Raw genomic sequence first — 23,031 nt, 5'->3', positions numbered from 1 at the left:
GTTCAGTAGGGGGCTTCCCGCTGGTCCATGAACCGGCGCAGTTGCGCGGTGTCCTGCTCCGTCCAGCCCGCCGCGGGTGCGACTGCCGCCCAGCCCTCCACCGAGCCGTTGCCGTAGCGGTGGCCGTGCGGGGCGCCGACGCCGTAGGAGACGGCCATGTCCACCGTCGTCTGCCAGAAGGTCACCAGCGGGAACCAGGTGACCTCGTCGGTGATGTCCGGACCCAGCGGGGCGCGCAGCCACCGGGGCGGTTCGAGGGCGAGATCCGGCGACCACCACACGATCGCGTCCGACGCGTTCTGCAGATAGACGACGCGCGGTCCCTTCCACGCGGACTCCGGGCCCGGCCGTGCGAGGTCCTTGCGCGGCCACTGCGCGAAGCGGAAGTGCCGCCCCTTCTCGTACTCGGGTCGCCAGACCGGGGTGCCCCGGTCGCGGTGCGCGGTCAGCTCCCGGCGGATGGGGGAGAAGTTGGGGGTTCCGGCCAGCAGCGCGCCGTCCACCTTGGACAGCATGTCGTCGGGTCCGTCGAACGACGCCTCGATGCCATAGGCGCCGAGGGACTCGCCGAAGACGACGAGCTTCGGCCGCTCCTGGGCCGGAATCCGCAGCCAGCGGGCGCGGACCGCCTCGACCAGGGCCCGGGTGGCCCGTCCCGCCTGCTCCTTGTCCACCAGGAACGACGCCCAGCTCGGCAGGTAGGAGTACTGCACGGCGACGATCGCGGTGTTCCCGCCGTGCATGTACTCCAGCGGTTCGGCGTCCGTGGAGTTGACCCAGCCCCGGCCGGTGGTACCGGCGACGGCCAGCACGTCCCGGTCGAAGGCGCCGGTGCGCTCCAGCTCCCGTACCGCCAGCTCCGCGCGGGAGGTGAAGGTCGGCGCCGACTCCTGGCCGATGTACACCCGGATCGGCTGCACGGCGGGCTTGCCGGTGACGGTGGTGATCCGGTGCGGCGAGAGCGAGGAGCCGGTGAAGTTGCGCCCCTCGTAGCCCAGCTCGTCCCAGCGCACCAGCGAACCGGGGCTGCCGGAGACCTGTGGTGAGGCCGGCTGCACGATGCCGTCCTTCGTGCTGCTGTCGGTCTTCTCGGCCAGCCGCGCCGCGACGTCGATGATGCCCCGGTCGAAGACGACGTCGCGGGTCCCGAAGACCACGACGGTGGCGCTGACCAGCAGTCCGACGCCGATGGCCAGCGGACGCGGGACGAACCGGCCCAGCAGCCGGATCAGGACGCGGGTGCCCAGCCGCACGGCCCGGCCGAGCGCCACCAGCGTGCCGCAGATCGCCATGGCCAGCAGCGCGATCATCAGGGAGTGCCAGGTCAGTGTCTCGGGCATCTCCTGGAGCCGGCGCAGCTCCCGCTGCGCGTCGGCGCTCAGGGAGAGCGCCGCGACGGTGAGTCCGGTGCTGAGCAGGTAGTAGCCGAGCCAGGCCCGGGCCCGCCAGTGCGGCCCCGGGTGCCCCGGCAGCAGGCGGTGCACCCGGCTGCGGTGGCGGCGGTACAGCGGCCCCAGCGCGAGCCGCAGCAGCCACTCCAGCAGTCCGCCGATGGCGTACCCGATGGCGGCCGTGATCCCGCCGATCACTCCCTGCAGCGGCCAGGGCCGGGGTACCAGCGAGGGCGTCAGCGACAGCCAGAAGAACAGCGTCGCGCAGCACATCGCGGTCAGTCCGGGCCAGCGCCGCAGGACGTAGGCAGGGTCGGCGGGTTCCCAGTAGGGATGCCGGAGGAGGGCGAGCACCGGGCCGCGCAGGGTGCGCAGCAGGAGCGCGCCCCGCGGTCGTGGCGGGTCCGCTTCCGTTTCCGTTTCCGCTTCCGCTTCCGTTTCCGCTTCCGGGGACTCCCCCGGGGCCGGGCCTGCGGGGTCGGCGCCGGGGGACTCCGCGGTCCCGTCGGCCGGCCGGAGTCCGCTCGGCGGCCCGACGCGGGGGCCCGGCAGGCGCACGGTACGGGGCGAGGGGAGCCGGCCGGGCGGCTCGGCGGTGCCGGGGAGCAGCGTCGACGGCTCTCCGGCGTCGGTGCGGGAGGCGGGTGGTGGCTCGGCGGTGCCGGACGGGGTGTCGGACGCGGAGGAGGGCGGGTCGGCGGCCGGGTGCCGGTCCGCGTGCGGTGGTTGCGCGATCCGGTCGTCCGCTGCCTGTCCCATCGCCTGCTTCCCGCTCGCTGTCCGCCCACGGTCCCGACCCCGGCTGCGAGGCCCCGATGCGCTGACGCAAAGGGCGGGCGCCGGGTTGCTCGGGCGTGCGTGGCCCGCGGCCGGGCGGGCCCGCGGCCGGGCGGGTCCGTGGCCCGGCGGGTCCGGCGGGTCCAGGGTCCGGCGGGCCCGGCGGGTCCGGGGACGAGCCCGAGGAGGTTCCGGGGGAGGCTGAGCGGGGTCCGGCGGAGATGTATACACGACGTGTATACACATGGCGTAGAGTTGGCCCATGTCCATCGGTCACACGCTGCTCGGCTTGCTGGAAACCGGACCCCGCCACGGATACGACCTCAAGCGGGCCTTCGACGAGAGGTTCGGGCAGGACAAGCCCCTGCACTACGGGCAGGTCTACTCGACCATGTCGCGGCTGCTGAAGCACGGGCTCGTGGAGGTCGAGGGCAGGGAGCCCGGTGAGGGCCCCGAGCGCAAGCGGTACGCGATCACCGACGCCGGGGTCACCGATGTGCAGGAGTGGCTGTCCACGCCGGAGAAGCCGGAGCCCTATCTGCACAGCACGCTCTACACCAAACTCGTCCTCGCGCTGCTGACGGGCCGGGACGGCGCCGCGCTGCTGGACACCCAGCGCGCCGAGCATCTGCGGCTGATGCGCGAACTGACCCGCCGCAAGACCGAGGGCGACCTCGCCGATCAGCTCATCTGCGACCACGCGCTCTTCCATCTGGAGGCCGATCTGCGCTGGCTGGAGACGGCCGCCGCCCGGCTCGACGCACTGCGCTCGCAGGTGTGCGGCTGACCCTCCGCCGGGTGCCGGAAAACCGCTCGGCCGTCGGCCCGGACTGGCGACCGCCGCTTCCGGACGTTAATGTGTTATCACTTTGATAGGGGTGCCGCCGTGCGCGGTGTGCACCCGCCCGCACGACCGAACGGGGGAGCACGATGAGCAGTGACCAGCCGACCGACGCACCGGAGATGCCCGCACCCGAGGTGAAGGAGACGGTGGCGGTCAGCCTGCCCGGCGGCATCGCGCTGCTGCTCGGCCTGGTCGGCTTCCTGTTCGGTGTCGGTGTCCTCCTCGCCGGTGGCGGCCTCGCCGCCGGTGGCAGCGCCGCGGGCGGCGGTGTGCTGATCGTCCTCGGCATCGTGCTGACGATCGGCTCGGTCTTCGGCATGGCGGGGCTGAACATGGTGGCGCCCGGCGAGGCACGCGTCGTCCAGCTCTTCGGCCGCTACACCGGCACCGTCCGCGCCGACGGACTGCGCTGGGTCAACCCGCTGACCAGCCGCACCAAGATCTCCACCCGGGTCCGCAACCACGAGACGGCGGTCCTCAAGGTCAACGACGCCTATGGCAACCCGATCGAACTCGCCGCGGTCGTCGTCTGGCAGGTGCGGGACACCGCGCAGGCCACCTTCTCGGTGGACGACTACGCGGAGTTCGTCTCCACCCAGACCGAGGCTGCCGTCCGCCACATCGCCATCGAGTACCCGTACGACGCGCTGGAGGAGGGCGGCCTCTCCCTGCGCGGCAACGCCGAGGAGATCACGGAGAAGCTGGCCGCGGAGCTGACGGCCCGGGTGCGGGCGGCCGGGGTGTCCGTCGTCGAGTCCCGCTTCACCCACCTCGCCTACGCGCCCGAGATCGCCTCCGCCATGCTCCAGCGGCAGCAGGCGGGCGCTGTCGTCGCGGCCCGCAAGCAGATCGTGGAGGGTGCCTGCGGCATGGTCGAGGACGCGCTCGCCCGCATCACGGCGCAGGACTTCGTGGAACTGGACGAGGAGCGCCGGGCCAGCATGGTCAGCAACCTGCTGGTGGTGCTGTGCGGCGACCGGTCCCCGCAGCCGGTGCTGAACACGGGGTCGCTCTACCAGTGACGGCCGACGGCGGCGGCGCCACCGAGGCGGGCGAGGGCACCGGCCCGGATCCCGAGCGGGCGGCGGCCGCCGAGCAGCCGCCCGCGCCGGAGAGGGCGGGCAGGTCCGGGCCGCAGCGCCGCAAGCAGGTGCTGCTGCGGCTGGACCCCGCGATGCACGACGCGCTCGCCCGCTGGGCGGCCGACGAACTGCGCTCCACCAACGCGCAGATCGACTACCTGCTGCGCCGGGCCCTCAAGGAGGCGGGCCGCCTGCCCAAGGAGGCCCGCCCCCACCCGCGCCGAGGCCGCCCGCCGAACCCGGGCTGAGCCGAGGCCCGGCCCGGCTGCGCCGGAAGCCCGCCGCGAGCAGCCCTCCGGAGCGATGCGGACGGCTTCGAGGGGGCTACTTGCTCCGCAGCTACTTGCTCCGCAGCTACTTGCTCCGCAGCGTCCCGAGCGGCTCGGCGGCCCCTTCCAGTGCGGCGGCGGCCGTCTTCCACTCCGCGGCACCGGCGCCGCCGGGGGAGAGGGCGTCGCGCAGGAAGGCGGTGCTGAGCTTCTGGACCAGGGCGACGCGTGCGGGGCTCTCGTCGGTCGTCTCGGCGACCTCGTATCCGGGGATCCCGCCGAGCGAGTGCTCCGCGCCGAACAGTGTGAGCAGGTGCTTGGGGCCGGGGCTGTAGGTGTAGGGGTCGGTGAACCAGTCCGGTCCGCGGGTGGACAGGTGGGACTGGTCCCGGTCCCCGGCGACGATCAGGGCCGGTGCGGTCATGGTGTCGAAGGACGGCCTCATGAAGGGCAGATGCTCGACGGCGAAAGGGGTCAGGTCGTCGCCCAGGCCGGTGAGGGCGAGCAGCACTCCCGCCGTGACCCGGGGGTCGGACAGGTCTTCGCCGGGTACGCCGTCGGCGTCGAGGACGCGCGCTCCCAGCAGCGTGCTGACCGTCTGGGCTCCCCAGGAGTGGCCTGCCACGGCGATGCGGCCGCGGTCCAGGCGCCCGGCGAGGCCCGGCACGGCGGCTGCCACGACGTCGAGCGCGTCCAGCACCTGCGTGATGTCCTCGACGCGGAAGCGCCAGATCCGCGGTGTACGGGGGTCCTCGGCGGGGATGCCGAGCGTCCGGGAATCCAGGTGCGTGGGCTGGACGACCACGAAGCCCTGGGCGGCCCAGTGGTCCGCCAGCGGGGCGTAGCCGTTCATCGACCAGCCGAAGCCGTGGGAGAAGACGACGACGGGCAGGTCGGTGCCGGTCGCGGGGGCGGACACACGGACCTGGAGGTCCACGCCCCGCCCGCCGGGCGCTGCCAGGACCACCGGCTTCGCGGAGACCACCGTCGTCGGCGCGGTGGCGTTCGACGGGTCGGTCGTGTTCGTCGGGTCGGTCGGGGTGTTCGGGTCGGACATGGAGATGCCTTCCGGTCAGGGGCATCGCTCGGGACCGGCGCGGCCGGCGACGGTGGAGTCGCGGTCTGGGCCGGTGGGGGAGCGGGGGCGGTTCGCGGCTGCGGCCGTGCCGAGCCGGGCGCCGGCGGTCGCGCACTCCTGCTCCCGGTGCTTCCGGGAGCAGGAGTGCGCGCGAAGGCGGCCTGGTCGGCGGCGGCCGGGTTCTGCGATGATGAATGAAACGGAACCTTGTTCCGCCAAAGACGATACGGAACGCTGTTCCGTTTTGCAAGTGTGGAAGGAGCGCGCGGTGAGCGACGCCAGTCAGGGACCGGCCGACGGGGCCGGATCCAGGCGCAAGGACGTCCGACGCAACCAGCGGGCCCTGCTGGACGCGGCCGCGGCGGTCTTCGTCGCCTCGGGCGTGGACGCACCGGTCCGCGACATCGCCGCCGAGGCGGGAGTCGGGGTGGGCACCGTCTACCGCCACTTCCCCACCCGCGCGGACCTCGTCATCGCCGTCTACCGGCACCAGGTCGACGCCTGCGCCGAGGCCGGACCGGCCCTGCTGGCCGACAGCCCGACACCCCGTGCGGCGCTGGAGCGGTGGGTCGGCCTCTTCGCCGACTTCCTGGTCACCAAACACGGCCTGGCCGGCGCGATGCAGGGGGACAGCGCCGGGTTCGAGACGCTGCACGCCTACTTCCTCGAACGCCTCCTGCCGGTGTGCGCAGAACTCCTCGACGCCGCCGCCGCGTCCGGCGAGATCCGCTCCGACCTCGACGCGTACCATCTGATGCGCGGCATCGGGAACCTCTGCATCGGCGCCGAGAGCGACCCCCGCTACGACGCCCGCCGACTGGTCGAGATCCTCGTCGCCGGACTGCGCCGGCCGTCCTGACCGCGGCGTCCGCGAGCCGACAGTCGCGCAAAGCGGCCTCGTAGGCGCCCCACCCGGGTGCTAGGGCAGTGCGAGCCGCACCGGCAGCGAGCGCAGGGCCGCGCGCAGGGCGTCGCCGAACGCGCGGAACTCCTCCTCGCGGGCGGCGCCCTCCCGCATCGCCAGCGCGATCCGCCGGGCCGGTGCGGGGTCGGCGAAGTGTGCCGTGGCCAGGGACTGGTTCCGTCCGGCCTCCACCCGGACCGCCGTGTGCGGCAGCAGCGTCACGCCCATCCCGCCGGCCACCAGTTGCACCAGTGTGGAGAGCCCCGCGGCGCTGGTCGTCACACTCGCCCCCTCCGTGCGGCCCGCCTCGCGGCAGATGTCGAGGGCCTGGTCCCGCAGGCAGTGGCCCTCGTCGAGCAGCAGCAGATCCAGTTCGCGCAGCATCGAGCGCGGCAGATCGGTACGTCCGGCGACCGGGTGCCCGTCCGGGGTGACCAGGACGAAGTCCTCGTCGAACAGAGGTATCTCGCGCACCCACGACGCGCCGAGGGGCACCGCGCACAGCAGCAGGTCCAGCCGTCCCTGCCCGAGCCCCTCCAGCAGCGAGGCGGTCTGCTCCTCGTGGACCTGGAGGTCCAGGTCCGGATAGCGCTGGTGCACCAGCCCCAGCACCGTGGGCAGCAGATACGGAGCCACCGTCGGGATCACCCCCAGCCGCAGCACCCCGGTGAAGGGGGCCTGCGCGGCCTCCGCCTCCTCCATCAGCTCCCCCACGGCGTGCAGCACCGACCGGGTCCGGGCGGCCATCCGCTCACCCGCGGGCGAGAGCAGCACCTTCCGGGTGGTCCGCTCCAGGAGCTGCACCCCGAGCGTCTCCTCCAGCGCCGCGACCGCCCCGGACAGCGCCGGCTGGCTCATCCCGAGCGCGGCGGCCGCCTCCCGGAAGTGCAGATGCTCCGCGACGGCGGCGAAGGCCCGAAGCTGCGCCAGGCTGGGCTGGCGCGCACGCGCCGAGTGCGTGGCTGCCGCCGGGGTCCGGCTGGGCGCCTGGGCCGGCTTCCGGGCCGGGGCGCGGGTCTGCTGTGCGGGGACGGTGGGACCGGTCACTGATAACTCACTCCAATCAACCGGGCCAACTGTATCCACTCCCGCAATCAATTCCGCAGCGGGTCCGCCGGGCCGGAATCCGGCCCGGCGCCCGCGCCCCACCGGGCGGTGCCGAAAGGCACTCACATCCGTCCCGGACACAGTCCCAGAACGAAGCCGCATGCCCCACTCACGGTCACGATCATGATCGGTCCGGCATACGCCATCAGGATCCGAAGAATGCGCTTCAATTCCAGTCACTTTCTTTCATTCGGCCGCATCCGGGTGTGCGTACTCGAAATGGGAGCGCCACTGCCGCATCGCCCAGAACAACAGTTCGTCCCGCCGGGGGCAGTCCGGCATGCGCGCATGCCCCGCGTAGGTGGACGAGGCGTTCTCGCACCACATGCATCCGTTGACGAGCGGCGGAGGAGAAAACGCCTCCCCTGGCACGTCGCCCACGTCGAACACCGCTACGACGCGCCGGAGGCGTAGATGAGCGCCTCGCAGCCCGTGCAGTAGGTCCCGTCCCCGCGCCGGTCCAGCCGGGGATGAGCGCAGACGGCCTCCACGGCCTCCACCGGGTAGCCGCGCTCGGCGCCGCCGGCCAACGGGCGTACGAACGCTGTCCGCTCGAATCTCCGCCGATGCGGACCGTCCGCGGAGTTCGGTACGTCTTCCACCGCCATGAGTTTCATCAACCGGTCATCCTCCACGCCGGAGACCCGGACGGTGATCCCGACCTGTAGTTCCATCACCTGCGCCCTTTCTTCGGACTCTGTGGTGAGGACAACACAACTCGCGTTAATCTGGCCGCACTTGAATGCAAGCCCGCAAGTGGAGAGCGGCGCGCACCCATCTGTCCGAACGCGTAGGAGCTGGTCAGTAGTGCAGGGAAGGCAGAGGCGTGCAGCGGACTTGAATCCACCGGTGCCTCACTCTTTCGGTGAGGATGTTCGGAGAGTGAGGCGGGCCCGCAGGCTCACGCAGAGGCAACTGGGTCAGGTGACCGGTTACTCGGAAGGCTATGTGAGCAAGATCGAAAAGGGTACCGTCACGCCTTCGGTCAAGTTTGCAGAAGGGTGCGACCGCGCGTTCGGAACGGGCGGACTCTTCGCCGAATCGCTGCGAAGGCTCATGGAGGTGGACCATCCAGACTGGTTCGCACCCTTCGTGGAGTTGGAGAAGCATGCCTCCGAGATCTGCGACTACAGCACCAACCTGATCTTCGGCGGTGCCCAGACGCGGGAGTACGCCCAGGCACTGTTGCGCTCGGGCCAACCACTGGACACTCCCGACCAGACGGCCGCCAAGGCCGATCTGAGACTGAAGCGCGGCACTCTCCACACGGGGGGTCATCCCCCGCTGCTCTGGCTGGTGCTGGACGAAGCCTGTCTGCGGCGCGAGGTGGGGGGAAGCGCGGTCATGCACGAGCAACTACAGCACCTCATGAGCTTGGCGGAGTACCCGGCCGTCACGATTCAAGTCCTGCCCTTCACCTCCGGAGCGCCTCCGGCCGAGTCGCCGTTCACTCTCCTCCGCTTTCCCGAGCCCACGGCCCAACGGCCTGTCCTGTACTCCGAAGGACAGGGAATCGGCCGTGTGATTGACTCTGCGGAGCGAGTGGCGGAGGGCTGGAAGCTTTTGGACCGCCTCCGTGCAGACGCGCTATCACCGGCTCAGTCATTCGACTTGATTCACGGCGTGATGGGAGAGCACACCCGATGAGCACCACCTGGCTCAAGAGCAGCTACAGCGGCGGACAGGGCGGCAACTGCGTCGAGTGGGCGCCGCAGCTCGCCGCCTCCGGGAACGTCCCCGTCCGGGACAGCAAGGACACCAGCCGTGCGTCGTTGAGCTTCCCGACCGCCGCCTGGTCCGCGTTCGTCAGCGGACTCAAGCACGCCGAGCGCTGACGCCGCACGCGCAGTGCGCGCCCCCGTCCGGCCGGGCACCCGGCGGGCGGAGGCGCGCTGTCGGCGCGCTCCGCTGCGGGCCGGCCTGCAAGTCCGCCGGCCCGCACGGCTTTCCGCCATGGCGTCTCTCTTCCGCATGCCACGGGCTCGGGAGGTCCGGGCGGAACGTATGCCTTCTGGCGCCGCGCCACCATCCTGCGGCCGTGGCCTGATGTGGCCGTTGTATGCGCCCTCACCGACGCTGAGACTGCTGTGGTCCGAACGGTGGCACGCTGGAAAGGGCAGTCGGTGAAGCGCATCCACTTCACGCCGGAGGACCTGGCCCGGACCCGCGTGTCCACGACCATCGGGGTGGCGGCCGAGACGTTCGACAGCCTGAAGCTGTTGAAGGCCCGGACCTCCAGTCTCGCCTTCCGCCCCTGGCGCTTGGCGGTCCCCGGCCGGCTGAGTGAACAGACGGGCCCACTGACCGCGATGATGCCCGCACGAGGGCCACTCGTCGACCTGACGAGTCTGACCGGGGACACGGCCTCCATCGACGAGGCGGTGGACCATCTCCTCACGGCTCCCCGCGCCCTCATGCGCCTCGAGCTGGAAGGCATCGACTTCGGCCGGGAACACCGCTCCTGGGCCCAGCAGTTGATCAGCGGCGACCGGGAGGCCCGTCTTGACGTGGCGGCAGCTCTCCGGGCATGTCACCGCATGGCCGTGGCCCCCTACTGGAGCCGCGTGAGCTCCCATCTGAGCAAGGTGCGCGCCGCGTACGCCGACACGATGGCCGACGGTGGGGTCGAGCAGCTCCTCACCACCCTCTGCCCTCCGTCGATCCGGTGGCGGCCCCCCGTGCTGCAGGTGGCTCACACCCGCGATGCGGATATTCATCTGCAGGGGCGAGGACTTGTCATCGCACCGACAATGTTCTCCAGAAGCGAGGTCGAACTACTGCAAGCACCGTTGGACCCGGACCGGCCACCCGTTCTGGCAGTCCCTGCGGTCAGTGGCACTGCGCTCGACACCACACTGTGGGACTGTGCGGACGGTTCCGTCCCCCGGTCCCTCGACGATCTGCTCGGACGCACCAGGGCTGCGGTGCTGAGAGCGAGTGTCGGTGGCTGCGGAACCACCGAGTTGGCCGGCCGGCTGAACATCTCGCCGGCGACCGCGAGCCACCACACAACGGTGTTGCGCAACGCCCGTCTGATCACCACACGGCGCGAGGGCCAAGCAGTCCGTCACACGATCACCTCACTGGGCATCGCCCTGCTGGAGCAGCGTCACCCCGTCGACTGACGGAACTCCCGGGGCCATCAGCACAGGTCGGAAAAGCGCCCCTGACGCTCCCCGAGGGAGCCTTTCGAGGTGGATCGAAAAGCTTCTCCCTCTCCAGCGCTTCAGGAAGCATCGTGCAGGCGAGAGGCATTTCCCCCGGGCGATGCCTTGTGATGGTCACGTACTTCGACAAGGAGTTCTCATGCGACTTCGTCGTTCTCTGGCGGCCGCGGCACTCGGAACCGCACTCGGACTCGGTGCACTGACCGTACCGGCACACGCCGCCCAGCCGGTCGGTGACTGGTCCCCTGCTTCAGCCGCTCAGCCGGGGAAGGCCCGGGTCGACGACCCTTCCTACCCGTGGGCCTTCGTGGGCTACTACTACTGGAACGAGGACTGCCTCAAGGCAGGTGAGCGGGGCCAGGAGCTCCGGAAGTGGTCGAGGTACCAGTGCATCAACGGGTCGTGGGTCCCCGGCGACGACTACGAACTCTGGGTCATCTGGAACTGAGGCACGCCGGCCCGCCACCGGCCTTCACCCCCCCCGGGCTCGCTCGGTGAGGCACCTGCCGCTCCTGTGACCGGCCCCGGGCGCGGACCCGGGGCGGCCGGGTGAGGGCGTAGGTCATGGCACCGACCGGCGGCAGCTCCCAAGGGTCCCCGGCCCCGGGCCGTTCGTCGTGGACGGTCTCGTGAGGCTGACGACGGCGGCGTCCGGAGCGGGGGGACCGGACGCCGCCGCCCCGGGGGAGGTTCCTCCCTCTCCGGCCCGCGGGATCCGCGGCGGGTGCCCCGCGGTCGCTCAGGCTCCCACGGAGACGAGCACGCTGCCCGTTGCCGTGCCGCACTGCCGCAGGGCCTCGGTGAAGAGTTCGGCCAGCCACGCCGCCGTGTCCCCGTCCCACCCTCGGACGGTGCACGCGAAGCTCAGGGAGAGGCTCCCGCCGGGAGTCTCCCGGAGGCGCTCATGCCCGATGGGGTGTGGAGTGACCCCCTCGGGAGGAGTGCCGGTGTCGGCTCCTGTTTCGGTGCGGCACACGAGCAGCCCGTGGGCGAGTCCGCCTGCTGCGGCCGCGAGTGTGCCGGCCCGTACCGAGTCCGGCACTCCTGCCAGGCTCACCCGCACCGTGCGCTCGGGCTGCCGGAGCGCGGTCAGCTCCCGCCATTCGGACACGGAGGTGAGCGCCGCGCGGGCGTCGACCGCGGCTTCCATGGGGACCAGGGCGTGGAGGCCGGTGAGGCGGTAGGTGCCGACGGCACTCAGCGCGTCGGACAGGAGCGCGGCGAGCGGGAGGAACGGCAGGCGCTGTCCCGGCGGCTGGGGTGCCACCTCGACCTGGCACCAGGCCATCTCCGTCTGCCGGCCGGGGTGCTCCCAGTCGCCGCCCGCATCCAGGTGCCACCAGCGGCGCCCCGGCGGCATTCCGTCGCTGGAGTGGGCCGAGGGCCAGCCGTATGCGTCGGCGCGGCAGACCACCAGTCCGTTGATCCCGTCCGCCACCTCCGCCACATCGCTCTGGCGCCAGTGCGCCAGGACGGCGGCATCGACGTCCGCGACGCCGTGGAGACCGAGGAACATCTCGCCCGTCGCGCCCGTCTCCACCCTCTTGGCGCGCGGTGCCCGCCTACGCCTCACCGGTGCCTCCTTGTCCGGCTCGCTTGCCTCTTGGTCGCGGTCTCGCGGCTGTCACACCTTGCAGCGGCGCTTGACGCCCTTGGTGTACAGCTTTCTGGGCGAGTCGGGGTATCCGATGATGTCGACATCGACCTTCGTGCGGAACTTGACCTTCGTGGTGGTGTTCTTGCACTTCTTCCGGGCGTTGGCGCGCTTGCTCGTTCCCGGCTTGACGGTGCGGACTCCCTTTTTGACGGTCTTCCACTTCGACCCCTTGTGTGCCTGGAGCCACACCGTGACTTTGGCTTTGGTGGCCGGTCCGCTCTGCTTGGTCCACCATCCGTGCACGGACACTTCACCCCGGGTCACATGTGCGTTGTCGCCGTGAGTGGTGAAGAGATTGATGCGCGCTTCGGCGTCAGGCGGAACGCTCCCGGCGTCGTCCGAAGCCGCGGCACCTGGTTCGCTGTGCGCTCCCGGGCGCACCGGCGCATCGATCAACGTGTCCGCGTCAGAAGCTGCGGCCGAGGTGCTGAGCGGTAACAGGAGACCGACCGCCGCAGTTGAAACAGTAACAAAACGCCATATGCTTGTCCGAGTCATCGTAGAACCCCCCATTCAGGTACCTGCCAGAGGACTGTAACCCGTGAACTCCTCATTCAGGAGGGAGTTTTGAGCGAGGGTGCGGCAGGTGGGGCTGCTGCTGCGCACCCGCTGCGAAGCGGGGATCGGTGTTCACCTGTGTGTGGACGGCTGAGGGCAGGCCCCGAGCGGGTGCCGGTGGTGCGCAGGGGATTGCGGGTGTGCGGCTTTCGGTGCGGCTTTCGGTGCGGCTTTCGGTGCGGATGCGGGAGGCCCGGGGGCCCCGGGCGGGTCGCTGCCGGGAGCCCGGACTCTGATAAGTGGAGGCGATCAACGGGCACGCACATGCCGATTTCCGCGATCAATGCCCCGTGTGGTTAGGTGGTTCCGACCAACCTCCAGGAATGCTCGCAATCCGGGCATCCTGGTCGCAAGCACAAGGAGTGTGTACGTGCTCACTGTCGGTGACAAGTTTCCTGAGTTCGAGCTGACTGCCTGCGTCTCCCTGGAGAAGGGCAAGGAGTTCGAGGACATCAACCACAAGACCTACGAGGGCAAGTGGAAGGTCGTCTTCGCTTGGCCGAAGGACTTCACCTTCGTCTGCCCGACGGAGATCTCCGCCTTCGGCAAGCTGAACGAGGAGTTCGCCGACCGCGACGCGCAGATCCTCGGCTTCTCCGGTGACTCGGAGTTCGTGCACCACGCCTGGCGCAAGGACCACCCGGACCTGACCGACCTGCCGTTCCCGATGATGGCCGACTCCAAGCACGAGCTGATGCGCGCGCTCGGCATCGAGGGCGAGGACGGCTTCGCGCAGCGCGCCGTCTTCATCGTGGACCAGAACAACGAGATCCAGTTCACGATGGTGACCGCGGGCTCCGTCGGCCGTAACCCCAAGGAGGTCCTGCGGGTCCTCGACGCGCTGCAGACCGACGAGCTGTGCCCCTGCAACTGGACCCAGGGCGAGGAGACTCTCGACCCGGTCTCGCTGCTGGCTGGTGAGTGAGAAGCCATGGCTCTCGACGACCTGAAGTCGGCCCTTCCCGGTTACGCGAAGGACCTCAAGCTCAACCTCGGTTCCGTCATAGGCAACTCGGAGCTGCCCAAGCAGCAGCTCTGGGGCACCGTGCTGTCCTGCGCCATCGCGTCCCGTTCCGGGATCGTGCTGCGCGCACTGGAGCCGGAGGCCAGGGAGAACCTGAGCGAGGAGGCGTACACCGCCGCCAAGTCGGCCGCCGCCGTCATGGCGATGAACAACGTCTTCTACCGCACCCGGCACCTGCTGTCGGACCCGGAGTACGGCACGCTGCGTGCCGGGCTGCGGATGAACGTCATCGGCAACCCCGGTGTCGAGAAGGCGGACTTCGAGCTGTGGTCGCTCGCCGTCTCCGCGATCAACGGCTGCGGCCAGTGCCTCGACTCGCACGAGCAGGTGCTGCGCAAGGCCGGAGTGGACCGCGAGACGATCCAGGAAGCCTTCAAGATCGCGGCCGTCCTCCAGGCGGTCGGCGCCACCCTGGACGCCGAGGAGCAGCTCGCGGGCTGAGCCCCGCGCTCTCGCGGCACCTGTGTCCGGCCCCGGGTGCGCCCGCCCGCACGGCGGCGCACCCGGGGCCGTGCCGTGTCACCGGCCGGGCCGAGTCGGCCCGGGGCGTACGCGCCGGACGCGCACCGGCCGGGCCCGGACCGACCGGAACCGCGCCGGCCAGATCCGCGCCGGCCGGCGCCGATCCGTACCGGCCGGCGCCGATCCGTGCTGACAGGGCCCGGCGCTCCGAGTACCCGGCCGCCGTGCCTCACAGCTCCGGTTCAGGGTCCGGTCCGGCGTCCGGGACCGGGAGTTCGAACCAGACCACCTTGCCGGTGGACAGCCGGGTGGCGCCCCACCGCCGGGCCAGCCGGTTGACCAGATACAGCCCGCGTCCACCCTCGTCGGTGGCGCGGGCCTGCCGCAGCCGGGGCAACTGCGGTACGTCGTCGCCCACCTCGCAGCGCAGCGTGTCGGTGCGCAGCAGCCGCAGTGTGATGGGGCGTTCCGCGTACCGCACCGCGTTCGTGACGATCTCGCTCACCAGCAGCTCGACCGAGTCCGACAGCTCCTCCAGGCCCCAGCGGGTCAGCGCCCTGCGCGCCAGCCGACGGGCCTGCCGCGCGGTCTGGGCGCGCGGGTCGAGGAACCAGTACGCCACGTCGCTCGGCGCGATGCCGTCGAACCGGGCGGCCAGCAGCGCGATGTCGTCGTCCCGGTCGCCCGGACCCACGATGTCCAGCACCTCGTCGCACAGCGGCTCCAGCGGGGCCGAGGCGCCGGGTCGGGTCAGCCGCGCGGTCGCGGCGAGCTTCTCGCGCAGGTGCTCGATGCCGGTCCACACGTCGCGCTGCCGCGACTCCACCAGCCCGTCGGTGTAGAACAGCAGCGTGGCCCCCGCCGGTGCGTCCAGCTCCACGGCCTCGAAGTCGACGCCGCCCACGCCGATCGGCGCACCCGCCGGTATCCGCAGCACCTCGGCCCGTCCGCTGCGGTGCAGCATCACCGGCGGCGGGTGGCCCGCGTTGGCGATCACGATGCGGTGTGCGACCGGGTCGTAGACGGCGTACAGGCAGGTCGCCATGCGGTCGCTGCCGAGCCGCTGGGCCTGCTCGTCCAGGTGGTGCAGCACCTCCTGGGGCGGCAGGTCCAGCCCGGCCAGGGTCTGCGCCGTCGTCCGCAACTGGCCCATGATCGCGGCGGACGTCATCGAGTGGCCCATTACATCCCCGACCACCAGCGCCACCCGTGAACCGGGCAGCGGAATGGCGTCGTACCAGTCGCCGCCGACCCGCGCCGTCTCGGCGGCGGGCAGATAGCGGCTGGCCAGGGTCACTCCGGTGGGCTGCGGGAGCTCGTCCGGGAGCATGGTGCGCTGGAGCTCGTCGGCGATGTACGCCTCCCGCCCGTAGAGCACCGCCTTGTCCACGCCCAGCGCCGTATGGGTGGCCAGTTGCGCGGCGATCAGCAGATCGTCCGGCTCGAAGGCGGGCCGGTCCGGGCGGCGCAGGAAGACCGCGGCGCCGATCACCCGGCGGCGGCCCCGCAGCGGCGCCAGGATGGCCCGGTGCCCGCCGGGCACGTCCCGCTCCGGGCCGAGGAGTTCGGGCAGCGCGGCGCTCGCCGCGGGAGAGTCCGCGAAGACCGGCCGCACCCCGCGCAGCACCTCGGCCAGCGGGCCGCCCGCGCGCACCTCGGCGAGCTGCGCCGCCGCGGTGCCCGCCGCGCCCGCCGCCATACCCGCCGCCATGCCCAGCGACAGGCCCGCCGCCTCCGCCGCGGCCCGCCCCTGATATCCGGCGTCGGCCGGATGCCCGGCGGCCTCGGGCGCCGCCAGTCCCGCCGACGTCTGCGCGGCCTGCAGCGCCTGCGCGGACAGCGGGTCCTCGGGGATCCGGTCGCTGCGCCGCAGCCGCAGCATGAACGGGCCGGTGGGCCGCTCGTCGCCGACCGGCAGCGGATCACGCAGATAGACGAGGATCGCGTCCGAGTAGGCCGGCACACTGGCACGGCACAGGCCCAGTACCGTCTCGTCCAGGTCCACTCCGCGCGCGATGCGCCGCGTCGCCGCGCCGACGAACCGCAGCCGGTCGCCGCCGCGGCGCTCCCGCTCGGAGCGCTCGCTGAGCGCGTCGTCCTCCGCCGTCGGCTCGGCGACGGCCCGCTCTGCGGCGTCGCCGGGCTGCGGCGGGTGCGGCCGCGGTCTCGGCGGAGCGCCCTCGCGCTCCCGCCCCGCCGGCTGCTCCCCGGCGCCGGTGGGGGCGTCCCCCGACGGTGCGGGGTGCGTCGGATCGGTGGTGCTGCTCACCGCAGGTTTCTCGTGCTCCGTCACGCGTTCGGTTTCCATCCATCCGGGGCTGCGCGTCGGCGCACGCCCTGCGCTGGGTGCTCGCGGTCTATGGGCGTCGTCGGCACTGCAAGAAAAGCTGAATCTCGGGAGGTATGTCCGTGCTCGCAGGAGCGTACGCGCGTGCGTCCTCACCCACGACATCGAATCCCGCGTCCTGGACCACCCCGCGCAGTTCGTCCCGCAGATAGCCGGATACCCGGATCGAGTTGCCCAGGAACGGGATGGCGAAATCGTTCACGTCCGCCTCCACCATCCCCAGCGCCAGCGGGCCGTCGCCGCGCAGTTGCCGGTGCAGGGCGCGCAGCGCGAACGGGATCTCGTCGCGGGGCAGCATCAACAGTGAGAAGAAGGCGGCGACACCGTCGAAGGGACCCAGGCCCGAGGACTCCAGCGCCGCCACGTCCAGCCTGTGGCAGTCGGCCTCGGGGACGTTGTCGCGGCACAGCTTCAGCATCGAGGACGACAGGTCGATGCCCACGACCGAGTGCCCCGCGTCGGCGAGCTGACGTGCCGTCGGCAGACCGGTTCCGCAGCCCACGTCCAGTACCCGGGACCCGGGCGGCAACTGGTCCGCCAGCCAGGTACCGCAGTCGAGCTGGCCTTCCTTGTGCGGGAATGCCTCGTCGTAGCGGTCCCCTATGGCGTCGAACGCCTCGGGCTGCCCGGATCTGTCGATGCTCATCCGGGCGAATCCGTCATATACCCCGAAGTCCGCCCCGGACGTTCCGCCGGCCCCGAAACCCGCAGAGCTGCTCACGGCTCGGCTCCTTCCTGGCTGCCGGTCAAGTCCCCGGGGGGTGAGGGGAGTTGTTGTGCAGCGGTACTGTTTACGGACGTTGATCCTACGTTTGCAGTATGGGGGCGCATCAAGGGGCATCGGGAGGCCGGTGCCCGGACGCATTCCGCGGCGGCCGGTCCCAGTCCTCCGGCAGCGGCGGCACCGGCCAGGACGGATCGGGCCGCCAGTGCTCCCAGCCGTCCGCGAACGGCGAGCCCCAGGAGCGCACCGCCTCGACCGCGCGCAGCCCCGCCGCACGGATCCGCTCGGCCAGCGCCGCATCCAGCAGCCCGGCCCGCTGCGCCTCGGCGAACTCGTCCTCGTCCCGCCACTCCCAGCGGCCGTCCGGGCGCACCTCCAGGTCCAGGAAGTGGTCCTCGGAGTCCACCCCGCCCGGCCAGCGCAGCAGCGGCTCCTCGAGATTGACGTAGAAGTTCTTGAACTGCCAGCCGTCCGCCCAGAAGAGCCACACCGACCACGGCTCGCCCGGACGCGCCAGCTTCAGCACACCCGTCCCGAACCAGGGGGCGAAGGAGGCCCTGCGCGGCTTGGTGTAGCGGGTGGCCAGGGGCTCGTGGTGCACAGGCGTGCCGTCGGCCATCTCGGGCCGCACGCACCGCGTGCCGGGCGCCAGCCAGACCGCCAGCAGCTCCGCCGTGTCCCGGACGACGGTCACAGGGCGGCAGATGTGGGGGTGCGTGGCGCCGTTGGCGCGGTACCGCCACAGGATCGGAGTGCCTGTGGGCCACCGCTGCCGGTGCGCCGTCTGTTCCGCTGTCATGACGGGATCTTAGATGTGCGGCCGGTCGGACCGCCGTGAGCTGTGCCGCAGCGCGCCGGGTGCCGTTCCGCCCCGGCCCGGGGACCCCGTCCCCGGGGAGTCCCCGGGTCCGGTGTGTCACGCGGGCGTGCGGCACACCGGACCCAGGGGGCTGCCTGCCCGGGGAGGGTCCGCCCGGCTCAGGGGCGCGTCATGTCCAGCACGTCCAGCGCGGCGTCCAGTTGTTCCAGCGTCAGCTCCCCGCGCTCCACGTGCCCCGCGGCCAGCACCGCCTCGCGGATGGTGCACTCCTCGGCCATGGCCCGCTTGGCCACGGCCGCCGCGCTCTCGTAGCCGATGTACCGGTTCAGCGGCGTGACGACCGAGGGCGAGGACTCGGCGAACTCCCGCGCCCGCCGGGTGTTCGCGGTGATGCCGTCCACCGTGCGGTCGGCCAGCAGCCGCGCGGCGTTGGACAGCAGCCGGATCGACTCCAGCAGGTTCTTGGCCATGACGGGCAGCATCACGTTGAGCTCGAAATTGCCCGCGGCCCCGGCCGCCGCCACCGTCGCGTCGTTCCCCGTGACCTGCGCCGCCACCATCAGCACCGCCTCCGGGACGACCGGGTTGACCTTGCCCGGCATGATCGACGAGCCGGGCTGCAGGTCGGGCAGCGCGATCTCGGCCAGGCCGGTGCGCGGTCCCGAGGCCATCCAGCGCAGATCGTTGCAGATCTTGGTCAGCCCCACGGCGACCGTCCGTAGCTGCCCGGAGGTCTCCACCAGCGCGTCCCGCGCGCCCTGCGCCTCGAAGTGGTCCCGGGCCTCGGTCAGCGGCAGCCCGGTGGCCTCGGCCACCTCCTCGATGACGGCGGCCGCGAAGCCCGGCGGGGTGTTGATCCCGGTCCCCACGGCCGTGCCGCCGAGCGGGAGTTCGGCCAGCCGGGGGAGTGCGGCCCGCAGCCGTTCGACGCCGTACCGCATCTGCGCCGCGTAGCCGGCGAACTCCTGGCCCAGCGTCACCGGGGTGGCATCCATCAAGTGGGTGCGCCCCGACTTGACCACGTCGGCGAACTCCGCGGCCTTCCCCTCCAGCGAGCCGGCCAGGTGTTCCAGCGCCGGGACCAGGTCGGCGGTCACCGCAGCGGTCGCCGCGATGTGGATGGACGAGGGGAAGACGTCGTTCGACGACTGGCTGGCGTTGACGTGGTCGTTCGGATGTACGGAGGGCGGCTGGGAACCCGCGGCGGCCAGCCGCTCGGTGGCCAGGGTCGCCAGCACCTCGTTCATGTTCATGTTCGAGGAGGTGCCCGAACCGGTCTGGAACACGTCGACCGGGAAGTGGTCGTCCCAGCGGCCCTCGGCGACCTCCTCGGCCGCGGCCCGCACCGCCTCGGCCCGCTCCTCGTCCAGCACCCCGAGCCGGGCGTTGACCACCGCGGCCGCCGCCTTGACGCGGGCCAGCGCCTGGATGTGAGCGCGCTCCAGCCGCTGCCCGCTGACGGGGAAGTTCTCCACGGCGCGCTGCGTCTGCGCACGCCACTTGGCGTCCGCGGGAACCCGCACCTCTCCCATCGAGTCGTGCTCGACCCGGTACCCGGTGCTGTCTGTGCTGTCCGTCATCGTGCGCACACCTCCCTGCTCCTCAGCATCTCGCATCCCGGCCGCATTCCTGGCTAGGGTCCGGGCATGACGAGTCGTATCTCGGTGCTGTGCATCGACGCTCTGGAACCCCGGGTCGTGGCCGACTTCTGGTGCCGGGTGCTGGACTGGCGGATCAGGGAGGAGGCCGACGGCGGGATCACCATCGGCCCGTCGGACCCGGCGCTGCCGGGCATCGACGTCTTCCCCGTCCCGGAGCGCAAGACGCTCAAGAACCGCCTCCACCTCGACCTGCGGGCCGACGGCAGCACCACCGAGGAGGAGCTGCGGCGCCTCCTGGAGCTGGGCGCCACCCGGGTGGACGTCGGCCAGCCCCCGGACGTCACCTGGACGGTGCTCGCCGACCCGGAGGGCAACGAGTTCTGCCTGCTGCAGCGGACGGTCCAGGACCTGTGAGGATCCCGCCCCGGCCCTGCCGGGTGGGCCGGGCCCGGGAACCGGCCCCGGGTGCTGTCATCGGGCCCGGTGCCGGTCGGGTGCCGGCACCGGGCCCGGGAGCCCTGCCGGGGTGACGCTGTGCCCCGGCGGATGAGTCAGGAGCCGGGGCGCACCGGGATGGAGGTGACGAACGGCTGCTCGGGTGCGGGGTCGGCGAAGAAGTCGTTCCCCTTGTCGTCGACGACGATGAACGCCGGGAAGTTCTCCACCTCGATCCGCCAGACCGCCTCCATGCCCAGTTCCTCGTACTCCAGGACCTCGACCTTCTTGATGCAGTCCTGGGCGAGCCGGGCGGCCGGGCCGCCGATGGAGCCGAGGTAGAAGCCGCCGTGCGCCGCGCACGCGTCGGTGACCTGCTTGCTGCGGTTGCCCTTGGCCAGCATCACCTTCGAGCCGCCCGCGGCCTGGAACTGCTCGACGTAGGCGTCCATCCGCCCGGCCGTGGTGGGGCCGAAGGAACCGGAGGCGTACCCCTCGGGGGTCTTGGCGGGGCCCGCGTAGTAGACGGGGTGGTCCTTGAGGTACTGCGGCATCTCCTCGCCCGCGTCCAGCCGCTCCTTGATCTTCGCGTGCGCGATGTCGCGGGCGACGACCAGCGTGCCGGTCAGCGACAGCCGGGTGCGGACCGGATGCTTGGTCAGCTCGGCCAGGATCTCGTCCATGGGACGCGCCAGGTCGATCCGCACCGCGTCGAGGTCGGCGCCCGCGCCCTCGGTCAGCTCGGAGTCCGTCGTCTCCGGCAGGAAGCGCGCCGGGTCGGTCTCCAACTGCTCCAGGAACACGCCCTCGGCGGTGATCTTCGCCTTGGCCTGGCGGTCGGCCGAGCAGGACACCGCGATGGCGACCGGGCAGGAGGCGCCGTGCCGGGGCAGCCGCACCACGCGCACGTCGTGGCAGAAGTACTTGCCGCCGAACTGGGCGCCGATGCCGATCTGCTGCGTGAGCTCGAAGACCTTCTCCTCCAGCTCCTTGTCGCGGAAGCCGTGCCCGGCGGGCGAACCGGTGTCCGGGAGCTCGTCCAGGTAGTGCGCGGAGGCGTACTTGGCGGTCTTGAGCGCGTACTCGGCGCTCGTGCCGCCGACGACGATCGCCAGGTGGTACGGCGGACAGGCGGCCGTGCCCAGCGAACGGATCTTCTCCTCCAGGAACTTCATCATGCTCGCCTCGTTGAGCACGGCCTTCGTCTCCTGGTAGAGGAAGGACTTGTTGGCGCTGCCGCCGCCCTTGGCCATGAACAGGAACTTGTAGGCGTCGCCGTCCGTCGCGTACAGCTCGATCTGGGCCGGGAGGTTGGTGCCGGTGTTCTTCTCCTCCCACATGGTGAGCGGAGCCATCTGCGAGTAGCGCAGGTTGAGCCGGGTGTAGGCGTCGTGGATGCCGCGCGAGAGGGCCTCCTCGTCGCCGCCCGCCGTCAGCACCTGCTGGCCGCGCTTGCCCATCACGATCGCCGTGCCGGTGTCCTGGCACATGGGCAGCACCCCGGCCGCCGCGATGTTGGCGTTCTTGAGCAGGTCCAGTGCGACGAACCGGTCGTTGGCGCTGGCCTCGGGGTCGTCCAGGATGCGGCGGAGCTGCGCGAGGTGCTCGGGGCGCAGGTAGTGCTGGATGTCGTGGACGGCCTCGGCCGCCAGCTTGCGCAGCGCCTCCGGCTCCACCCTGAGGAAGGTCCGCCCGTCCGCTTCGAAAGTGCTCACGCCCTCGCTGGTGATCAGGCGGTACGGCGTGGGGTCCGCGCCGGCGGGGAGCAGATCCGTGTAGGAGAACTCCGGGCTGGCCGGTCGGGAGCTGGCAGACATACGGGGACTCTTCCTCTCACACTTACGGCTCTCGACGATGGGAGCGCGTCTCACAGCGTAGAACCCGGGTGCAAGGAGGCGCTGCGGGGGTAGTCGCGATCTATCGCGTCTGGGTACGCTGCCCCTGTGACTGAAGACTCTTCCCGCACCTCGCTCCAGAAGCAGCAGTCGGCCGAACGGTCCCCGGAGCCCGCCGCGGCGGCAGCGCCGGCGCCGGCCCCCGCTGTGGAGCCCGGCGGGGTGCGCGCCTCGGACGCCGACCGGGACCGGGTCGCGGACATCCTCCGGGAGGCCCTCGCCGAGGGCCGGCTGGACGCGGAGGAGCACGGCGAGCGGATCGAGGCGGTCTACGGGGCCAAGACGATGGGCGAGCTGGAGCCCCTCGTGCGCGATCTTCCCGCGGGCCGCTCCGGCGCCTCCGGCGCAGAGCACGACGGCGCGGGACCGCACGGGGGCGGCCAGCGGTCCTACGGCACCGCGTTCGCGAACTTCTCGGCCTCGCACACCTCCGTCCCGTCCGCGCCGGGCAACTGCTCCAAGGAGAACCTGGTCGCCATCTTCAGCGGCGCCGGGCGCAAGGGGCGCTGGCGGGTCCCGCGGAAGATCAACGCTTTCGCCTGCTTCGGCGGGATCGAGATCGACCTCACCGAGGCGCTGTTCGAGCACCCGCATGTGCAGATCAACGCCACTGCGATCTTCGGGGGAATCGAGATCCGGGTCCCGGAGAACGTCACCCTGCAGCAGAAGGGCGCCGGGATCTTCGGCGGTTTCGACGTCCGCGTCAACGACTCCGCGGATCCGGACGCGCCGACCGTGCTGGTCGAGGGAGTGGCGATTTTCGGCGGTGTGGACGCCAAGCCGAAGCGCGGCCGCCTCATCCAGAACCTGCGCGACCGGCTGCGCAAGGAGCTCTGAACGGGCGGGGCGCATGGGGTGTTCAGTGTGCGCCGGGGAGCGCACGCTGGGG

Annotated in this window: 24 protein-coding genes; 12 read left to right on the top strand and 12 right to left on the bottom strand. The window is 71.6% G+C overall.

Annotated elements, in window-relative coordinates; all coding sequences use genetic code 11:
- Positions 1-2: 2 nt before the first annotated feature.
- Complete coding sequence (locus BMX65_RS20415) at positions 3-2,150, bottom strand: alpha/beta hydrolase (RefSeq protein ID WP_177214308.1); 2,148 nt, start codon at positions 2,148-2,150, stop codon at positions 3-5.
- Between the two features lie 280 nt (positions 2,151-2,430).
- Between BMX65_RS20415 and BMX65_RS20410 the strand changes: the two genes are divergently transcribed.
- The 3 genes from BMX65_RS20410 to BMX65_RS34180 all read left to right on the top strand — a co-directional run bounded on the left by BMX65_RS20410 (position 2,431) and on the right by BMX65_RS34180 (position 4,342).
- Positions 2,431-2,955, top strand: coding sequence for a PadR family transcriptional regulator (locus BMX65_RS20410; RefSeq protein WP_075001773.1), 525 nt, complete (start codon positions 2,431-2,433; stop codon positions 2,953-2,955).
- A gap of 143 nt (positions 2,956-3,098) precedes the next feature.
- Entirely contained in the window at positions 3,099-4,034 is a 936-nt protein-coding gene (locus tag BMX65_RS20405) for an SPFH domain-containing protein (protein WP_075001772.1), read from the top strand.
- A complete protein-coding gene (locus BMX65_RS34180) occupies positions 4,031-4,342 on the top strand; it encodes a type II toxin-antitoxin system antitoxin (RefSeq protein WP_075001771.1) in 312 nt (103 codons plus the stop codon). The genes BMX65_RS20405 and BMX65_RS34180 overlap by 4 nt, the downstream gene beginning before the upstream one ends.
- 106 nt (positions 4,343-4,448) lie before the next feature.
- Here BMX65_RS34180 and BMX65_RS20395 read toward each other — a convergent pair whose 3' ends face one another.
- The gene (locus tag BMX65_RS20395; RefSeq protein ID WP_075001770.1) at positions 4,449-5,420 is read right to left on the bottom strand and encodes an alpha/beta hydrolase family protein; all 972 of its coding nucleotides are present in this window, start codon (positions 5,418-5,420) and stop codon (positions 4,449-4,451) included.
- Between the two features lie 289 nt (positions 5,421-5,709).
- Here BMX65_RS20395 and BMX65_RS20390 point away from each other — a divergent pair, with 289 nt between their 5' ends.
- Entirely contained in the window at positions 5,710-6,300 is a 591-nt protein-coding gene (locus BMX65_RS20390; RefSeq protein WP_075001769.1) for a TetR/AcrR family transcriptional regulator, read from the top strand.
- A gap of 60 nt (positions 6,301-6,360) precedes the next feature.
- Here the strand turns inward: BMX65_RS20390 and BMX65_RS20385 are convergent, their stop codons facing one another.
- The 3 genes from BMX65_RS20385 to BMX65_RS20380 all read right to left on the bottom strand — a co-directional run bounded on the left by BMX65_RS20385 (position 6,361) and on the right by BMX65_RS20380 (position 8,126).
- Complete coding sequence (locus tag BMX65_RS20385) at positions 6,361-7,392, bottom strand: hydrogen peroxide-inducible genes activator (RefSeq protein WP_420856824.1); 1,032 nt, start codon at positions 7,390-7,392, stop codon at positions 6,361-6,363.
- Positions 7,393-7,638: 246 nt separating this feature from the next.
- Positions 7,639-7,833, bottom strand: coding sequence for a hypothetical protein (locus BMX65_RS32520; protein WP_143081871.1), 195 nt, complete (start codon positions 7,831-7,833; stop codon positions 7,639-7,641).
- Between the two features lie 11 nt (positions 7,834-7,844).
- The gene (locus BMX65_RS20380; protein ID WP_239502105.1) at positions 7,845-8,126 is read right to left on the bottom strand and encodes a hypothetical protein; all 282 of its coding nucleotides are present in this window, start codon (positions 8,124-8,126) and stop codon (positions 7,845-7,847) included.
- Between the two features lie 133 nt (positions 8,127-8,259).
- Here BMX65_RS20380 and BMX65_RS20375 point away from each other — a divergent pair, with 133 nt between their 5' ends.
- The 4 genes from BMX65_RS20375 (at position 8,260) to BMX65_RS20360 (ending at position 11,067) form a co-directional block, all read left to right on the top strand.
- A complete protein-coding gene (locus BMX65_RS20375) occupies positions 8,260-9,099 on the top strand; it encodes a helix-turn-helix domain-containing protein (RefSeq protein WP_244905674.1) in 840 nt (279 codons plus the stop codon).
- Positions 9,096-9,287, top strand: coding sequence for a DUF397 domain-containing protein (locus tag BMX65_RS20370; protein ID WP_075001767.1), 192 nt, complete (start codon positions 9,096-9,098; stop codon positions 9,285-9,287). The genes BMX65_RS20375 and BMX65_RS20370 overlap by 4 nt, the downstream gene beginning before the upstream one ends.
- A 288-nt stretch (positions 9,288-9,575) precedes the next feature.
- A complete protein-coding gene (locus tag BMX65_RS20365) occupies positions 9,576-10,577 on the top strand; it encodes an ArsR/SmtB family transcription factor (protein ID WP_075001766.1) in 1,002 nt (333 codons plus the stop codon).
- Between the two features lie 181 nt (positions 10,578-10,758).
- Positions 10,759-11,067: a hypothetical protein gene (locus BMX65_RS20360; RefSeq protein WP_075001765.1), complete on the top strand. Its 309-nt coding sequence runs from the start codon at positions 10,759-10,761 to the stop codon at positions 11,065-11,067.
- A 291-nt stretch (positions 11,068-11,358) separates the two neighbouring features.
- Here the strand turns inward: BMX65_RS20360 and BMX65_RS20355 are convergent, their stop codons facing one another.
- Together BMX65_RS20355 and BMX65_RS20350 are read right to left on the bottom strand one after the other, a co-directional pair.
- Complete coding sequence (locus BMX65_RS20355) at positions 11,359-12,192, bottom strand: hypothetical protein (protein WP_143081870.1); 834 nt, start codon at positions 12,190-12,192, stop codon at positions 11,359-11,361.
- A gap of 51 nt (positions 12,193-12,243) precedes the next feature.
- On the bottom strand, positions 12,244-12,540 hold the full coding sequence (locus BMX65_RS20350) for a hypothetical protein (protein WP_143081869.1): 297 nt from the start codon (positions 12,538-12,540) through the stop codon (positions 12,244-12,246).
- 664 nt (positions 12,541-13,204) lie between these two features.
- Between BMX65_RS20350 and BMX65_RS20345 the strand changes: the two genes are divergently transcribed.
- Together BMX65_RS20345 and BMX65_RS20340 are read left to right on the top strand one after the other, a co-directional pair.
- Entirely contained in the window at positions 13,205-13,759 is a 555-nt protein-coding gene (locus BMX65_RS20345) for a peroxiredoxin (RefSeq protein ID WP_075001840.1), read from the top strand.
- A gap of 6 nt (positions 13,760-13,765) precedes the next feature.
- Positions 13,766-14,299, top strand: a complete 534-nt coding sequence (locus BMX65_RS20340; RefSeq protein WP_069992918.1) for an alkyl hydroperoxide reductase — start codon at positions 13,766-13,768, stop codon at positions 14,297-14,299.
- Between the two features lie 250 nt (positions 14,300-14,549).
- Here the strand turns inward: BMX65_RS20340 and BMX65_RS20335 are convergent, their stop codons facing one another.
- The 4 genes from BMX65_RS20335 to BMX65_RS20320 form a co-directional block, all read right to left on the bottom strand.
- Entirely contained in the window at positions 14,550-16,628 is a 2,079-nt protein-coding gene (locus tag BMX65_RS20335; protein WP_075001762.1) for a SpoIIE family protein phosphatase, read from the bottom strand.
- Between the two features lie 49 nt (positions 16,629-16,677).
- Positions 16,678-17,313, bottom strand: a complete 636-nt coding sequence (locus BMX65_RS20330; protein WP_075001761.1) for a class I SAM-dependent methyltransferase — start codon at positions 17,311-17,313, stop codon at positions 16,678-16,680.
- A 184-nt stretch (positions 17,314-17,497) separates the two neighbouring features.
- Positions 17,498-18,190 (bottom strand): cytidylyl-2-hydroxypropylphosphonate hydrolase, encoded by a 693-nt coding sequence (gene fomD / locus BMX65_RS20325; protein WP_075001760.1) that lies wholly within the window; start codon positions 18,188-18,190, stop codon positions 17,498-17,500.
- Positions 18,191-18,369: 179 nt separating this feature from the next.
- Positions 18,370-19,791, bottom strand: a complete 1,422-nt coding sequence (locus tag BMX65_RS20320; RefSeq protein WP_075001839.1) for a class II fumarate hydratase — start codon at positions 19,789-19,791, stop codon at positions 18,370-18,372.
- A 66-nt stretch (positions 19,792-19,857) separates the two neighbouring features.
- Between BMX65_RS20320 and BMX65_RS20315 the strand changes: the two genes are divergently transcribed.
- The gene (locus BMX65_RS20315) at positions 19,858-20,226 is read left to right on the top strand and encodes a VOC family protein (RefSeq protein ID WP_075001759.1); all 369 of its coding nucleotides are present in this window, start codon (positions 19,858-19,860) and stop codon (positions 20,224-20,226) included.
- 137 nt (positions 20,227-20,363) lie between these two features.
- On the opposite strand, the gene BMX65_RS20310 is transcribed toward BMX65_RS20315, so the two are convergent.
- Positions 20,364-22,064 carry a fumarate hydratase gene (locus BMX65_RS20310; protein ID WP_075001758.1) on the bottom strand — a complete coding sequence of 567 codons (1,701 nt, stop codon included), beginning with the start codon at positions 22,062-22,064 and terminating at the stop codon, positions 20,364-20,366.
- A gap of 126 nt (positions 22,065-22,190) precedes the next feature.
- Here BMX65_RS20310 and BMX65_RS20305 point away from each other — a divergent pair, with 126 nt between their 5' ends.
- On the top strand, positions 22,191-22,979 hold the full coding sequence (locus tag BMX65_RS20305) for a DUF1707 SHOCT-like domain-containing protein (protein WP_075001757.1): 789 nt from the start codon (positions 22,191-22,193) through the stop codon (positions 22,977-22,979).
- Positions 22,980-23,031 lie beyond the last annotated feature (52 nt).

Source organism: Streptomyces qinglanensis (assembly GCF_900111245.1).
Taxonomy (GTDB): Bacteria; Actinomycetota; Actinomycetes; order Streptomycetales; family Streptomycetaceae; genus Streptomyces; species Streptomyces qinglanensis.
This window is presented reverse-complemented; position numbering and strand designations above follow the sequence as displayed.